This window comes from Bacillus mesophilus (genome assembly GCF_011008845.1).
GTDB classification, from domain to species: domain Bacteria; phylum Bacillota; class Bacilli; order Bacillales; family SA4; genus Bacillus_BS; species Bacillus_BS mesophilus.
Window position 1 is genome coordinate 336,111 of the sequence record NZ_JAAIWM010000005.1, and the last position, 15,203, is coordinate 351,313.

The following is a 15,203-nucleotide window of genomic DNA, read 5'->3' on the forward strand; positions in this document are numbered from 1 at the left end:
GTTTATTTTTTACTTTCCACTCTACTCCTTAAATTAAATCCTAAATCAATTATACCTATTAAACGTACAAGATAAAGTAGGAAAGGTAGTAAGAAGGAAAGTATTAAGATGGTAATTGGTATTCCCTTTGAAAGGTTTTTATGATAACAATAATAAAAGATAAATGAGAGACCTTGTAAGATCATTAATAGCTGTAAAATGTGAAATAGATTAAAGATGGCTAAAAACATCATAGAATCTTGTTCTAACGGAAACATCATGGCTACCATTGCAATCAGGTAATACCAAATTAAGCTCCTTGGTAATTGTATGGACCTAAAGGGTGGCCATTTTTCAACTTGCAATCCAAGTCTACTAAGAATTTTTGATGAAAGCAATTGTGTAATAAATGTTAGAAACACACCTACAAATACGATAACTGTTGGCATTAATAAGGAAGCGAATTCTAAAGCCTGTTGTAGCTGCTCTAATTGTGCTTCATTTATAGTCTGTCCTAATGACTCCATCATTTCCCTGGACATATTTATTGATTGTTCAATGGCTCTCTGTGCCTCTTCTACTGGATTAATCTTAAGGAACGTAGTAATAATTGCATATATCACAAGAAGAATGAGTATATAAACAATACTACCAGCAGCGAGGATTTCAAATTTAGATCGGTTAATTTTATATAAATATCCGATCACTATTCCACCTAAACCAAATAAAAAGGTAGACGGTAGTGCTAATATTGATCCAAATAGCATCGTAAATATGACGGCTGCTCCAAATAAAACCAATCCACTTTTCCAGCCTCTTCTACTAGAAAAAACGACAAAAGGTAGAGATAATGCAAATAAGGTGAGTGAGCCTAATAAAGGAATGTAAAGAGTCATTAAAAATAAGATCATGTATAGCGCTAGCATGATCGCGCCTTCTGTGAGTGCTTTTGTTTTTCCCATATGTCTCCTCGTTTCAAGGTATATGTAGCATTGAATGCTTTGTGATATTATAACATACTAAATCTCCATTTAAGAAATAAAAAAGCAGCAAGGTTTCCCCGCTGCCGCTTTTGTTTATTCACCAGATACATATGGTAGCAATGCCATCTGACGAGCACGCTTGATTGCAATAGTTAACTTACGTTGGTACTTTGCACTTGTACCTGTTACACGACGAGGTAAAATCTTACCACGCTCAGATACAAAACGCTTAAGTAAATCAACATCTTTGAAGTCGATTGTTTCGATACCGTTAGATGTGAAGAAACACACCTTTTTACGCTTACCTCCACGTCCACCTTTACGGAATCCAGCCATGAAAAATGCCTCCCTTCTCTAATTTATTTTAACTGATGGTAATCCGATCTATTAAAATGGTAAATCGTCATCTGAAATGTCGATTGGTTCACCATTGTTAGCAAATGGATCTTCATCTACACGAGTAAATCCTTGATTTCGTTGATTATTTTGGTTCTGATTACGCTGACCTTGTCCATAAGAAGAATCTTCTTGTCCCCCGCCATAATTTCCACCACTGCGTTCACCTTGGTTTCCACCACTTCTTGGCTCTAAGAACTGAACATTTTCGGCAACAACCTCTGTAACATATACACGCTTACCGTCTTGACCGTCATAGCTTCTTGTTTGAAGCTTTCCGTCAACACCAGCCAAACTTCCTTTTTTCAAAAAGTTTGCGACATTCTCAGCCGGACGTCTCCAAATTACGCAGTTGATAAAGTCAGCCTCGCGCTCTCCTTGTTGATTGGTGAATGTGCGGTTTACAGCTAATGTAAATGTCGCTACTGCCACACCACTTGGTGTATAACGCAATTCTGGGTCCTTCGTTAGTCGCCCAACAAGTATAACGCGGTTCATCATAAAATACCCAACTCCTTAAGAATACTACGTACATAAATCTATTTATTATTTATCTTCTACATTTACAACAATATGACGGATGATGTCTTCGCTGATTTTAGCAAGACGATCGAACTCCTGAACAGCTGTTGCTGGAGCATTAACATTTACAAGCATGTAGTGGCCATCACGGAAATCATTGATTTCATATGCAAGACGACGCTTACCCCATTGCTTAACATTTGTTAACTCAGCACCATTATCAGTTAAAATGCCGTTGAAACGTTCAACTAGCGCTTTTTGAGCTTCTTCCTCAATGTTTGGACGAATGATGTACATAACTTCGTACTTTCTCATTTCTGTCACCTCCTTTTGGACTAAACGGCCCGGTTAAGGGCAAGGAGCAATATTTAATTACTCACAATTTTATATTATATCAGAGACGACTGCCCTCTGCAACTTATTAAAGATTTTTATACATTAAATCTGAAGTGAATAACATCTCCATCTTTAACAATATACTCTTTTCCTTCTAAACGAACCTTACCTGCTTCCTTTGCTGCAATCATAGTTCCGCCTGCAACTAAATCATCATATGAGACTGTCTCTGCACGGATAAATCCACGTTCGAAATCAGTATGAATGATCCCTGCACACTGAGGTGCCTTCATACCCTTTCTAAATGTCCAAGCACGAACCTCTTGTTCACCAGCTGTAAAGTATGTCGCTAGCCCTAAAAGGTAGTATGAAGCTCGGATTAGCTGATCTAACCCAGATTCTTCAATTCCTAGTTCTTCTAAAAATGCTTTCTTCTCTTCTTTGTCTAATTCAGAGATTTCTTCTTCAATCTTAGCACACACAACGATTACTTCTGCTTCATCGCCTTTAGCATACTCTTTTACCTTTTGAACATAAGGATTCTCAGATGGATCTACCACATCATCTTCCCCTACATTTGCTACATACAAGATAGGCTTAATTGTTAGCAGGTGTAATCCCTTTACAACCTTTAACTGCTCATCTGAAAACTCAACTGTACGCGCTGTTTTTTCATTTTCAAAGGCTTCCTTTAGCTTAACAAGTATCTCAAGTTCAAAGGTTGCATCCTTGTCCTTAGACTTCGCCAGTTTCGCGACACGATCAATTCTTTTATCTACTGACTCTAAATCAGCTAGAATTAACTCCAGATTAATAGTCTCAATATCATCAATTGGATCTACCTTACCTGAGACATGTGTAATATTCTCATCCTCAAAACAACGCACAACCTGACAAATTGCATCTACTTGACGGATATGAGAAAGGAATTTATTTCCTAACCCTTCACCTTTACTCGCACCCTTTACAATCCCAGCAATATCAGTAAATTCGAAAGTTGTTGGTACAGTCTTCTTTGGTTTAACAAGCTCCGTTAATTTATTTAAACGATGATCTGGTACTTCAACGATCCCCACATTTGGATCAATTGTACAGAACGGATAATTCGCAGACTCTGCACCTGCTTGAGTTATTGCATTGAATAGTGTTGATTTTCCTACGTTAGGTAATCCGACAATTCCAGCTGTTAATGCCATCTATCCTTCACTCCTCTTTTCAGTAAAACTCTTTATATTAAGTATCATTTTAAACTCACTATTAAGATATATAAAACTTTGCTATATTCTAAAAAATAGCCCTACGTTAACACTTTAACCTTTACCAATTATAGATACTAGCCATTAAAAAGACAAGCACTTAACAAGAAAAGCTATAATGAGTAGTTGAAGGCAAACTAAGTGCGCAACGTCCTGTTGCAACGTTTGCCTGACCTACTTCCTGTAGGCCTCCGACAAGCAAATGTTCCTAAAATAACAAAAGGTGATTTTCCCTTTTGTTATTTTAGGAACATTTGACCTCGAGGGACTGGGCATTAAAGCTATACAATGGAAAAGCTATAATGCCCCGTTTAGCAACAACAGAACAAAAAGGCTGAAGCCAGATTACTAGCACTTGGCTAAGTTATCCGCAAATGAAATATTTTTATATACTAACCAATAAAAAAACGGTGCCAGTTGGCACCATTAAACTTTTTCAATATTAACTAGGCAATCATACAGTATGCTACCAAGTCCGTTATCTGAAGGTTCATCAGACGTTAATAAGTTTACTGTTCCACCAAACTTACTCCAGTTTCCTTCATCTATATTAATTGTCTTCGGATGTGCCTTCTTCATAATCTTAACGGTACCTTCTACATTTCCACGATCATTAAAGACTTTGACCTTATCTTGATCCTTCAAACCTATTTCTTCAGCAATATCCTCTGAAACTTCCACTTTAATCTCCTGTATTCCAGCTATTAAATGATAGTTCTGGGAATGATTCGATCTTAGAGGATGTAACGATAGTAAGGAATAAGGGTACTTCTTTGATAAACCAGGGTTATTTCTCGCTGACTCTCTTGGAAAAGATAATAAAAGTTTCCCAAGTTCTTCAGTATATCTCGTTGATGTAAACTCATATTTCCCACTTGGAGTTTTAAATTTCTTATCCTCCCACGGAACATCTTTAATTGGCAGTCGAAGGTGATGCTCCTGTTTCAGCTTTTCTAAAGAGATTCCTTTATCCCGTAGGTTAGATATACCCATTTCTAAAAACTGCTCTCTTGTAAAATTGAACTCTTCTCCGAAGCCTAATTTGTCTGCTAATCTAGACCATATCCATAAATCTGGTTTTGCCTCACCCGGCGCTTCAACTAATGCTCCTCCATAGTTCACATAACCATGATACATAGACGCGTAGTAAAGGTCTTCTACCTCAAATGAAGTGGCCACAGGTAAAACATAATCAGCTAAGGACGCTGTATCTGTTAAATATTGCTCCAATACTACAACTGTATCAACTGATTCAAAGGCTTTTCTTACTTTATTTGTATCTGGGACTTGTGTTAGTGGATTACCACAAGTCACAACAATCATTTTGATTGGAGGCTCACTGGCTGATAATACCTCTTCAGCTTGCTTCATCATCGTAAATTGTCGGCTATGCTTCCTCTTCTTGGGTAGAGTTAATGCTTCATAATTAAAGCTTTGTCCTACTTGGAGGTTTCCATAGTTTGCTCCTCCACCCGGTATGCCTACATTACCACTCATCGCAATCAATGCGTCGATTGTTCTGATCGTGTTTCCACCATTTTCATAGCGTTGCATTCCTAAACCTAGGTACGTCATTGTTGGACCGTTTCCATAAATCTCGGCAAGCATTGTAAATACTTCTTCTGGAATTTCCGAATAACTTGAAAGTTCACTTAAGGTAACACTCTCTAACAATTCCTTTACATCAGAGAAGCCAATAGAATAATGATTAATAAAGCTACGATCTTCTAAATTCAGACGAAGAACTTCTTTCATAATCCCTAATGCCAAAAATGAATCCATTCCTGGCTTAATAGAAATATAATGATTAGCAATCTTAGCCGTTGCATTATAGATCGGATCAATTACAATAACCGTTGCACCATTTGATTTAGCTTTTTGGATATATTCATATAAATGCATATTCGTTCTAGCAACGTTTCGTCCCCATATTACAATATGCTTACTATTTAAAATATCTTCAGGCGAGTGGCTGTACGAATCCCCGAAGTCCCACTTTTGAGCCTCTATACCTGCTCCCCAGCATAAACTACCGATTACTTCGGTCACACCACCATAGCAATTGAAAAAGCGTTTATCCAAGTTAATCAATAATCCACTATTTGCATAGTCATGACTGTGTAACACAGCTGTTGTTCCATACTCATCTTTTATACTGCTCATTTGTTGTGCAATCTCTTCTATTGCTTGATTCCATGATATAGGAAGAAATTCGCCATCTATTTTTTTAAGTGGTGTGGTTACCCTTTGTTTACTATTCGTTCTAGTTTCTAACATTCTACCACGACCACAGATTTTCCCCTTTGTAATGGGATGTTCAGGATCTCCCTCTACTTTTGCAACCTGACCATTCTCAATCGTTACATTAAACCCACAGCTATCCCAACAATTTAGAGGACATGCCGATTTTACAATTCTCCCCATTTCCTACCTCTCCCAACTACGCTCATTCACCCTCATGCTTTACTAGCATTTTCTTCATCTTTCTCACAAAATCTCTTCTTGGGATTAATACACTATGCTGACACCCTTCACACTTAATTCTTATATCCATTCCTAAACGGATAATCTTCCACCGATTTGTACCACAAGGATGTTGTTTTTTCATTTCTACAATATCATTAATAGCAAACTCTTTTTCTTCCATCTCTACTTGCTCCTTCTCATCCCTTTTCTTGAAGTTTGCCACTGTTGTCCGCCTCTTCTACTCGGTTATACATCACAACACGTGGGAATGGAATTTCTATTCCGTTTTCATCTAATTTTATTTTTATTTCTTTTCGAAGAGCTCTCGAGATCGCAAAATGTTTCATCGGCTTTACTTCAGATGTAACCCTCAGAACAACATCCGATGCCCCTAACATTTGAACTCCTAATAGTTCTGGCGTCTTTACCATATCTTCGTAACGCTTTGGAAGCTCCTCTAATAAGCTTAGGATCACTTTCTCAGCTTTACCTATATCACCTTCATACGCAATGCTAATATCCACTATAGCCACGCTATTAGCTATCGAAAAATTCGTGACATCTTGAATACTTCCGTTTGGCAGAATGTGAATTTCTCCTGTAAAGCTTTTAATTTTAGTAATTCTGAGTCCGATCTCTTCCACTGTTCCTTCAAACGTTCCAGTCCGGATATAGTCACCCACGGAGAATTGATCCTCAAAAATAATGAAAAACCCTGTAATGATATCACGTACTAGATTTTGAGCTCCAAAACCAATTGCTAATCCTGCTACACCAGCTCCAGCAAGTAATGCAGTAACATCAATTGTAAAAACCTCTAACACCATTATAAACGCTATAAAGTAAATGACATATGTTAAAATATTGTCTAATAATCTCGTTAGCGTAGCCTCTCTACGTTCTGAAACACGTAAGGGGCTTTTTGTTCGAATTTTAAAGATATTGTGTAAGGCAACCTTCCCAATTCTGATTAAAACTCCAGCCACAATAAAAATTAACAAAACCTTGATAAAGCCTTGACCAATCCCCACCCAAATAGCAGGATCTGTCATGTAATTCATAAAAGACTGATATGCCTCTTTAAGAACATTCATAGTTGTTTCCTTTCTCGATATATAGCTTTAGTTAATATGTTTACACTCTTATCAATTCCTTTTGTAGAGTATAATCACTTTTCTATATCATATCAAAAAATTTATTCCCACTTATAATGATTTGCAATCGGATAGATTAGAATGGCAGCAACTAAATATAGATTAATTAATCCGTAGATTGGATATAGAACTGCTACTAGTGTAGAAAATCCAAATTTAGTTAGTGGAATCATGATGACGATGATGAAAAGCGCAACTAACCAGGTCGGCATTTGTAAGTATTGTCGTAGTCTTGATGTTAAACCAAAGATTCCAGAAGCAGCCGTTGTAAATATAGCCGTCCATAACAAGATTGTCATTAGAATAATCATACTATAAGGGTAGTCCTTTAAAATTGCAAAAAGAGGAATTTCATAGAGAACAATTTCATTACTTACCTGAAGTAATGACTGGTTATAAAAGAATGCAATTCCCCCTAATATCAACCCACTTCCCACACTAGCAATAATTGCCTCATTTTTATCCTTCATTTCCTTACCAATTGCTCCAACAACTGCAATAAGAGCAATGACATTTAAAGCTGTAAAAGTAAAGGCAGAAGGCCAATTAGACTGCTTGGTCCACTCATATCCGATGCTAGAAGGACTTTTTAACATAAACGTTATAATCGTTCCTAATAACCCTATGATTAATAACGGGATAATGACTGCATTTAAGGAGGTCATCCCCCTTATATTCCATATGAATAAGATTACTAATAGGCATGAGAAAATGACAATTCCAATCCAATAAGGAATATGGAAGATTTCGATTGCCGCTCCACCACCTGCTAACATTACCATAGTGGTAGTAAAAAGATAAAAAATAATGACAATATCATATACACTAGATAGTTTAGTCCCTATTAATTTATTTAAAACGGGTAAAAAGTGCTCTGTTTTCTCTTCAAAGCTTATTTTCATAATAACATAGCAACATATAGAAAATAATATCGTAAATAGAAGAATAGCAAGTCCACTTTCAGCACCAAAAAACTGCCATAACTCTCTCCCCGATGCATACCCCGCACCTATCATCGTTCCTAAAATTAGAAACATCCATTTAATCCCGTTTCTCCACAATGCAATCTGCCTCCTTAGAACCTCTAGTTAATTTGTTCGAAATTAAATCATTATGTATAGAATGAAAATTTTATCCGTATACTGTTACTACTATTATTAAGGAGTGGAATCTATGAATCTAAGACCTAACTTTTTTGAAAAGAAAGGTGGGGAATCAAAAATCAACTTCGATGAAGATGGTGCCTCCACTAAAATCGCAAAAGAGATTGTAAGCCATCTACCCACTCGTTCACATACTCCAATAGCAATTGTCTGTATAGGGACTGATCGTTCAACAGGTGACGCGCTAGGGCCCCTTATTGGCACGAAATTAGAAGAAAAGGGTTCACCTCTTTTTCATGTATACGGGACACTAGACGATCCTATTCATGCTGTTAATTTAGAAGACCAGCTAAAGTTGATAAATTCAGAACTAAACTCCCCTTTTATTATTGGTATTGATGCATGCTTAGGTAGGTTAAAAAGTGTCGGAGTCATTACAGTTGGAGATGGGCCTGTTAAGCCAGGTGCAGGAGTAAAAAAAGAATTACCACCAGTTGGGGATATTCACATTACTGGCATTGTAAATGTTAGTGGTTTTATGGAGTTCTTTGTTCTACAGAATACACGCTTAAACCTAGTCATGAAAATGGCTTCGATTATATCAGAGGGAATTTTCGAGGCAAGCTTATTATACAAACGAAAACTAATAACAAGTAAACGAAGTGTCGAGCAGTTAAAGCAGATCTAATTTTCACTTTTACCTATCTTTATAGAATTCCATTCCATATAAAAACTCTTCTTCTGTAACTAATAGAAGAAGAGTTTTTATCAAGTTTATTATATAAAATATAAAATCGTCACTATTAATGCAACTACGAGAATACTCGGCAGTAAATTCGCTACCCTTATTTTAGTTATGTTCAATATGTTTAATCCAATTGCCAAGATCATTAGACCACCTGTAGAGGTCATCTCTACGATAAAAGAGTTCATTAACTCTGTTGGTACTACTTGTTCTATTTGATTCGCAAACAAAGCAATAGAACCTTGATATAACATAACAGGTATCGCGGAGAACATTACTCCTATTCCCAGCGTTGTTGTTAAAATAATACTAGTAAAGCCGTCAATTAGGGACTTTGTATAGAGAACTCTATGATCCTGCCTTAGTCCACTATCAAGGGATCCAATAATCGCTAATGCCCCGATAACAAATATGAGTGTAGCTGTGACAAATCCTTTAGCTATTTCACCTTTTGCTCTTTTACCAATCTTTCTTTCTAACCATTGACCAAGGTTTTCTAGCTTTTGATCTAAATCAATGTATTCTCCAATTATTGCACCTACTACTAAGCTCACAATCACAACAAGGAATTGTTCACTCTTCAATCCCATTTGAATCCCAAGCAATGAAACCGATAAACCAATACCTTGCATAACTGTATGTTTTACCTTTTCAGGTATTCTTGAGAGAAAACTCCCAATTACAGTCCCTAAAATAATACATAGACCATTAACAATTGTTCCTAATAAGACCATGCTGTTCTCCTTTAATCACTTGTCCCTATTTACTTAATAACTTGTCATAATTAAAAAAATAACCACATAGACTAGTGGTTATAGAGAAGTTTTATTCCATAGCATCTAAAAGTTCTAATATTCGATTCAGATCATCTGGAGAGAAAAATTCAATTTCAATCTTACCCTTTTTCTTAGATTGTTTAATAGAAACAGATGTTCCGAATTTCTCTCTAAGTACAGTTTCTCTCTCTTTTATAAATACATTCTTCTCTTTTTTAGGCTTCAATGTTTCACGTGAAACATTTTCATTTAATTGATTTACCAGATGTTCAAGCTGGCGGACATTCAACTGCTCTGAAAGAATCTTTTCAACAACTGTATTTAACTTTTCTTTCTTTCTTAGTCCTAATAATGCTCGCCCATGTCCCATTGATAACTTACCTTCAGATATAAACATTCTCACTGTTTCAGGTAGTGATAATAGTCGAATATGGTTTGCAATATGAGGTCTGCTTTTACCCAAACGTTTAGCCAACTGTTCTTGTGTTAAATCTAACTGTTCAATAAGAGATTGATAAGCCTGTGCTTCTTCAATAGGAGTTAAGTCTTCTCGCTGAAGATTTTCTAATAGAGCAAGCTCCATCATTTCCTGTTCTGTTAGTTCTCTTACTACAACAGGTATTGATTCTAATCCAGCAGCCTTTGCAGCACGGTAGCGTCTTTCCCCAACTACAATTTCGTACCCTTTAATGCTTTTTCTAACAATAATTGGTTGCAAAATTCCATGCTGAATGATGGATTCCTTTAATTCCTGAATAGCTTCTTCTTGGAAATGTTTTCGTGGCTGATAAGGATTAGGTCGTATATCCTTCAGCTTAATTTCCTGGACAATCTCTTCTTTCTTAAGATTAACATCAGGGAAAAAAGCATTGATCCCTTTTCCAAGTCCTTTAGCCATTTGCCATCACTTCCTTTGCAAGATCTAGATACACTTCTGCTCCTCTTGACTTCGGATCGTAAATAATGATTGGTTTTCCATGACTAGGTGCTTCACTTAAACGAATATTACGAGGTATGATAGATTGATATACCTTTTCTTGGAAGTACTTTTTGACTTCGTCGATTACTTGAATACCCAAATTTGTACGGGCATCTAACATTGTTAGTAAAACACCTTCGATCATTAGATCTGTGTTAAGATGCTTTTGAACTAAACGAACTGTGTTTAAGAGCTGACTTAGTCCTTCTAACGCGTAATATTCACATTGTACTGGGATTAATACTGAATTCGATGCTGTTAATGAATTAATTGTAAGTAACCCCAGAGAAGGAGGGCAATCTATGATGATATAATCATACTGCGCTTCCACTGCTTCTAAAGCTCTCTTTAATCTAACTTCCCTTGAAATAGTAGGAACTAATTCTATTTCAGCCCCAGCTAATTGAATGGTTGCTGGAATAATATATAAATTCTCTACATCCGTTGGCTTTACTACATCTTTTGCATTGGCATCTTCAACTAATACGTCATATATACAAGAATCCACGTCAGCCTTCTCAATACCCACGCCACTAGTGGCATTTCCTTGAGGATCTATATCAACTAGGAGTACCTTCTTACCTAAATAAGCTAAACAAGCTCCTAAGTTCACCGATGTAGTGGTTTTTCCAACTCCACCCTTTTGGTTTGCAATTGATATGATTTTTGCCACGGTGTCACCTACTTTCGAATCTAACAAATTATCTATTAACTATATCATTTTATCATGAAAATTATAAAAGTGAGTTTAATTTGCTAATTTTTTTTAGTAAATGATTCAATATACACAAATCCGGTGAACTTTCTTACTTAAATACTTTTAAAAAAAAGATCAAATAAAAAAAAACCCCTTTCTTGGGGCTCATTAATCTATTATTTCTTTTGTATTTTAATTGTAATTTGGTAGTATTCTTCAAACTCTTCTTCAGTGGAGTCTAACTCAACGCCGTTATCTTGCACCATTGTAAGTGATTGGCGAATTGTATTCATAGCAATCCTCATATCCTTACTAAATGCTTTTCGTTTAGGTTTTGGTTTTTTAACCAATTCCTCCATTAATCTATTAACCTTGTTTTCGGTTTGTTTAACATTATATTGATGTTCTATTATTTCATTTAATAATTTGATTTGTTTTTCAGGATCTTTTAAAGGTATAAGTGCTCTTGCATGTCTTTCAGTAATTTGTTTTTGTAATAGTGCCTGTTGGACTTCTTCAGGAAGTTTTAATAAACGAAGCTTGTTTGCTACAGTAGACTGACCCTTACCAAGTCTTTGTGCTAAAGCTTCTTGTGTTAAATTATGAAGTTCAAGTAACTTAGCATAAGCGACAGCTTCTTCGATAACAGATAGCTCTTCTCTCTGTAAGTTCTCGATTAACGCAACGGATGCTGTCTCGGCATCATTAAATTCTTTGATAATTGCCGGGATTGTCTCCCAACCTAATTTTGTAACAGCTCTAAATCTTCTTTCACCTGCAATAATTTCATATTTTCCTTGTTCATATTCACGAACAACGATAGGTTGAATAATTCCATGTGTACGAATGGTTAGAGACAGTTCACTAATTTTGTCATTGTCAAATACAGTACGAGGTTGAAATCTATTCGGTACAATATCTGATAACGGTAGCTTCTTAATTTCTTCATTTTCTACCTTATCAATTTTCTCTATCTTTTCGATTACCTCAACTTCTTTTTCCCCAATACCAAATATCTTTGAAAAAGGACTTTTCATCCTCTACACCACCTTTAGGAACTCCTCATTATATATTCGATGCAATCCTGCTACTTTCCTGCTAAGAGAATGTTTCACGTGAAACATTCTAGGGATTTGTTATCAGATAACATATAAGACTATTGAATTGGTAGCTTATTAGGTGTACCAGGCTTACGTGGATATTTCTTCGGCGTTTTCTTTTCCTTTTTTATAACGAAAATGGAACGATCACTTTCTTCTGTTGGAAGTTTAAAGCGATGTTCTTCCAAAAGAGTTCCACCAAGTATTTTGATCGCAGCTTGTCCTTGCTCTAATTCCTCTTTTGCTGAAGCACCCTTCATAGCCACAAAAATACCGTCTTGCTTAACTAAAGGTAAACATAGCTCGCTTAACACCGATAATCTAGCAACTGCTCTAGCTGTAACAATATCATAGCTTTCTCTAAAAGAATTATTTTGGCCAAAGGTCTCAGCTCTATCGTGGTAAAAATTTACATCTGTTAATTCTAACTGTTTAGCTAGTTCATTTAAAAAGGAAATCCGTTTTTGAAGCGAATCTACAATTGTTACCTTTAGATGTGGAAAGCAAATTTTTATAGGAATACTAGGAAAACCTGCCCCAGCGCCTACATCACAAATTGATAGTGGTGTTTTAAAATCCACAAAAAATGCTGCCGTAACAGAATCATAAAAATGCTTTAGATACACTTCCTCTTCATCTGTTATAGCTGTTAAATTCATTTTTTCATTCCACTCTACTAGCAGCTTGAAATATAACTTAAATTGTTCAATTTGCTTAGGAGAAAGAGTAATTCCCTTCTCCTCTAGCATTGTAAGAAAGTGTGTTTGATTCATTATATAGTCCTTTCTTAACATTCTTTATTGGTTAGATACACGCGCTATTTTACCTTGTTCTAGGTAGATTAACAATATAGAAATATCCGCAGGGTTAACACCTGATACACGAGATGCTTGCCCAACTGATAATGGCCTTACTTCTTTTAGCTTTTGACGTGCTTCATTTGCTAAGCTTGAAATAGCATCATAATCAATATCTTCAGGAATCTTTTTGTTATCCATTTTCTTCATACGCTCGACTTGTTGTAAGGATTTCTCAATGTATCCTTCATATTTAATTTGAATCTCTACTTGTTCAGCAATTACATCAGAGATCTCTGTATCTGATTGTATGATATGGCGAATCTGTTCATAGGACATTTCAGGACGCTTTAACAGATCAGCGGCACGAATTCCATCTTTTAATTCACTTCCACCCGCATCTTTAATCAATTGTTGTAAATCAGCTGATGGTTTAAGAATTAAGTTCTTTAATCTCTCTTTTTCTTGTTCAACTGTTGCTTTTTTCAAAATAAAACGTTGATAGCGCTCTTCAGGTATTAACCCTATTTTATACCCAATTTCTGTAAGTCTTAAATCGGCGTTATCATGACGCAGCAATAAACGGTACTCAGCCCTTGAGGTTAATAAACGATAAGGTTCGTTTGTTCCTTTTGTAACTAAGTCATCTATTAGAACCCCAATATAAGCCTCTGAACGATCTAAAATCACTTCATCTTTACCTAATGCTTTAGCTGCAGCATTAATTCCAGCCATTAGCCCTTGACCTGCTGCTTCTTCATAACCTGATGTACCGTTAATTTGCCCTGCCGTGTACAATGATTCAACCTTTTTAGTCTCTAAAGTTGGCCACAACTGAGTTGGAACAATTGAATCATATTCGATTGCATAGCCCGCTCTCATCATTTGTACATTCTCTAGGCCAGGTATTGAAGTTAGCATTTTTCTCTGAATATCCTCTGGTAAGCTTGTTGATAAGCCTTGGACATAAACCTCTTGTGTATTTCGACCTTCAGGTTCTAAGAAAATTTGATGTCTCGGTTTATCATTAAAGCGGACAACTTTATCTTCTATAGAAGGACAATACCTAGGTCCAGTCCCCTTGATCATGCCTGAATACATAGGTGAACGGTGTAAATTATCATCTATAATTTGATGTGTCTCCGGACTAGTATACGTAAGCCAGCATGGTATTTGGTCTGTTATAAAAGAAGTAGTTTCATATGAAAAAGCTCTTGGGACATCATCGCCAGGTTGAATTTCTGTTTTCGAATAATCGATGGAATGACTATTCACTCGCGGTGGTGTTCCTGTTTTAAAACGAACTAAATCAAAACCAAGTGCTTGTAAATGCTCAGATAGTTTTATAGAAGGTTGCTGATTATTTGGCCCACTTGAGTATTGCAAGTCACCAATAATAATTTTTCCTCTTAAAAAGGTACCCGTTGTAATCACAACGGACTTTGCTTGATAGCGAGCTCCCGTATTTGTGATGATTCCTTTGCACTTATCATCTTCTACAATCAGTTCTTCTACCATTCCTTGTAATAGAGTAAGGTTTTCTTGATTTTCAATCGTCTTTTTGAGCTCATGCTGATAAGAGAACTTATCTGCTTGTGCCCGCAATGCTCGAACAGCAGGGCCTTTTCCAGTATTCAACATTCTCATTTGAATGTGAGTTTTATCTATATTTCTCCCCATCTCTCCACCAAGAGCATCTATTTCACGTACAACAATCCCTTTGGCAGGACCTCCAACAGATGGGTTACACGGCATAAACGCAACCATGTCTAAATTAATTGTAATCATCAGTGTTTTGGCGCCCATTCTAGCAGAAGCTAAACCCGCTTCACAACCAGCATGACCAGCACCCACAACTATGACATCATAGCTACCTCCGTCATAATGTTGCATATTCTACCTCCTAAAATAAGA

General features: G+C 36.3%; 16 protein-coding genes. 1 reads left to right on the forward strand and 15 read right to left on the reverse strand.

The window, feature by feature from the left end; genetic code table 11:
- Positions 1-2 precede the first annotated feature (2 nt).
- The 9 genes from G4D63_RS15570 to G4D63_RS15610 form a co-directional block, all read right to left on the reverse strand.
- A complete protein-coding gene (locus G4D63_RS15570) occupies positions 3-941 on the reverse strand; it encodes a YybS family protein (RefSeq protein WP_163180588.1) in 939 nt (312 codons plus the stop codon).
- Between the two features lie 114 nt (positions 942-1,055).
- Positions 1,056-1,298 carry a 30S ribosomal protein S18 gene (gene rpsR / locus G4D63_RS15575; RefSeq protein ID WP_163180589.1) on the reverse strand — a complete coding sequence of 81 codons (243 nt, stop codon included), beginning with the start codon at positions 1,296-1,298 and terminating at the stop codon, positions 1,056-1,058.
- A gap of 51 nt (positions 1,299-1,349) precedes the next feature.
- Positions 1,350-1,859 carry a single-stranded DNA-binding protein gene (ssb, locus tag G4D63_RS15580; protein ID WP_163180590.1) on the reverse strand — a complete coding sequence of 170 codons (510 nt, stop codon included), beginning with the start codon at positions 1,857-1,859 and terminating at the stop codon, positions 1,350-1,352.
- Positions 1,860-1,904: 45 nt separating this feature from the next.
- On the reverse strand, positions 1,905-2,195 hold the full coding sequence (gene rpsF, locus G4D63_RS15585; RefSeq protein ID WP_163180591.1) for a 30S ribosomal protein S6: 291 nt from the start codon (positions 2,193-2,195) through the stop codon (positions 1,905-1,907).
- A 116-nt stretch (positions 2,196-2,311) separates the two neighbouring features.
- A complete protein-coding gene (gene ychF / locus G4D63_RS15590) occupies positions 2,312-3,412 on the reverse strand; it encodes a redox-regulated ATPase YchF (RefSeq protein ID WP_163180592.1) in 1,101 nt (366 codons plus the stop codon).
- 486 nt (positions 3,413-3,898) lie between these two features.
- Positions 3,899-5,896 carry a molybdopterin-dependent oxidoreductase gene (locus G4D63_RS15595; protein WP_163180593.1) on the reverse strand — a complete coding sequence of 666 codons (1,998 nt, stop codon included), beginning with the start codon at positions 5,894-5,896 and terminating at the stop codon, positions 3,899-3,901.
- Positions 5,897-5,918: 22 nt separating this feature from the next.
- Positions 5,919-6,119 carry a DUF951 domain-containing protein gene (locus tag G4D63_RS15600; RefSeq protein WP_163180638.1) on the reverse strand — a complete coding sequence of 67 codons (201 nt, stop codon included), beginning with the start codon at positions 6,117-6,119 and terminating at the stop codon, positions 5,919-5,921.
- Between the two features lie 16 nt (positions 6,120-6,135).
- The gene (locus G4D63_RS15605) at positions 6,136-7,032 is read right to left on the reverse strand and encodes a mechanosensitive ion channel family protein (RefSeq protein ID WP_163180594.1); all 897 of its coding nucleotides are present in this window, start codon (positions 7,030-7,032) and stop codon (positions 6,136-6,138) included.
- Positions 7,033-7,133: 101 nt separating this feature from the next.
- Positions 7,134-8,153, reverse strand: coding sequence for a YkvI family membrane protein (locus G4D63_RS15610; RefSeq protein ID WP_163180595.1), 1,020 nt, complete (start codon positions 8,151-8,153; stop codon positions 7,134-7,136).
- A gap of 112 nt (positions 8,154-8,265) precedes the next feature.
- Here G4D63_RS15610 and yyaC point away from each other — a divergent pair, with 112 nt between their 5' ends.
- The gene (yyaC, locus tag G4D63_RS15615) at positions 8,266-8,883 is read left to right on the forward strand and encodes a spore protease YyaC (protein ID WP_163180596.1); all 618 of its coding nucleotides are present in this window, start codon (positions 8,266-8,268) and stop codon (positions 8,881-8,883) included.
- 89 nt (positions 8,884-8,972) lie between these two features.
- On the opposite strand, the gene G4D63_RS15620 is transcribed toward yyaC, so the two are convergent.
- The 6 genes from G4D63_RS15620 to mnmG all read right to left on the reverse strand — a co-directional run bounded on the left by G4D63_RS15620 (position 8,973) and on the right by mnmG (position 15,182).
- Positions 8,973-9,674, reverse strand: a complete 702-nt coding sequence (locus G4D63_RS15620) for a DUF554 domain-containing protein (RefSeq protein WP_163180597.1) — start codon at positions 9,672-9,674, stop codon at positions 8,973-8,975.
- Positions 9,675-9,765: 91 nt separating this feature from the next.
- Entirely contained in the window at positions 9,766-10,614 is an 849-nt protein-coding gene (locus tag G4D63_RS15625) for a ParB/RepB/Spo0J family partition protein (RefSeq protein WP_163180598.1), read from the reverse strand.
- Positions 10,607-11,368, reverse strand: a complete 762-nt coding sequence (locus G4D63_RS15630) for an AAA family ATPase (RefSeq protein WP_163180599.1) — start codon at positions 11,366-11,368, stop codon at positions 10,607-10,609. The genes G4D63_RS15625 and G4D63_RS15630 overlap by 8 nt, the downstream gene beginning before the upstream one ends.
- Positions 11,369-11,568: 200 nt before the next feature.
- Positions 11,569-12,429 carry a nucleoid occlusion protein gene (gene noc, locus G4D63_RS15635; RefSeq protein WP_163180600.1) on the reverse strand — a complete coding sequence of 287 codons (861 nt, stop codon included), beginning with the start codon at positions 12,427-12,429 and terminating at the stop codon, positions 11,569-11,571.
- A gap of 119 nt (positions 12,430-12,548) precedes the next feature.
- On the reverse strand, positions 12,549-13,265 hold the full coding sequence (rsmG, locus tag G4D63_RS15640; RefSeq protein WP_163180601.1) for a 16S rRNA (guanine(527)-N(7))-methyltransferase RsmG: 717 nt from the start codon (positions 13,263-13,265) through the stop codon (positions 12,549-12,551).
- Between the two features lie 24 nt (positions 13,266-13,289).
- Positions 13,290-15,182 (reverse strand): tRNA uridine-5-carboxymethylaminomethyl(34) synthesis enzyme MnmG, encoded by a 1,893-nt coding sequence (gene mnmG, locus G4D63_RS15645; protein ID WP_163180602.1) that lies wholly within the window; start codon positions 15,180-15,182, stop codon positions 13,290-13,292.
- Positions 15,183-15,203 lie beyond the last annotated feature (21 nt).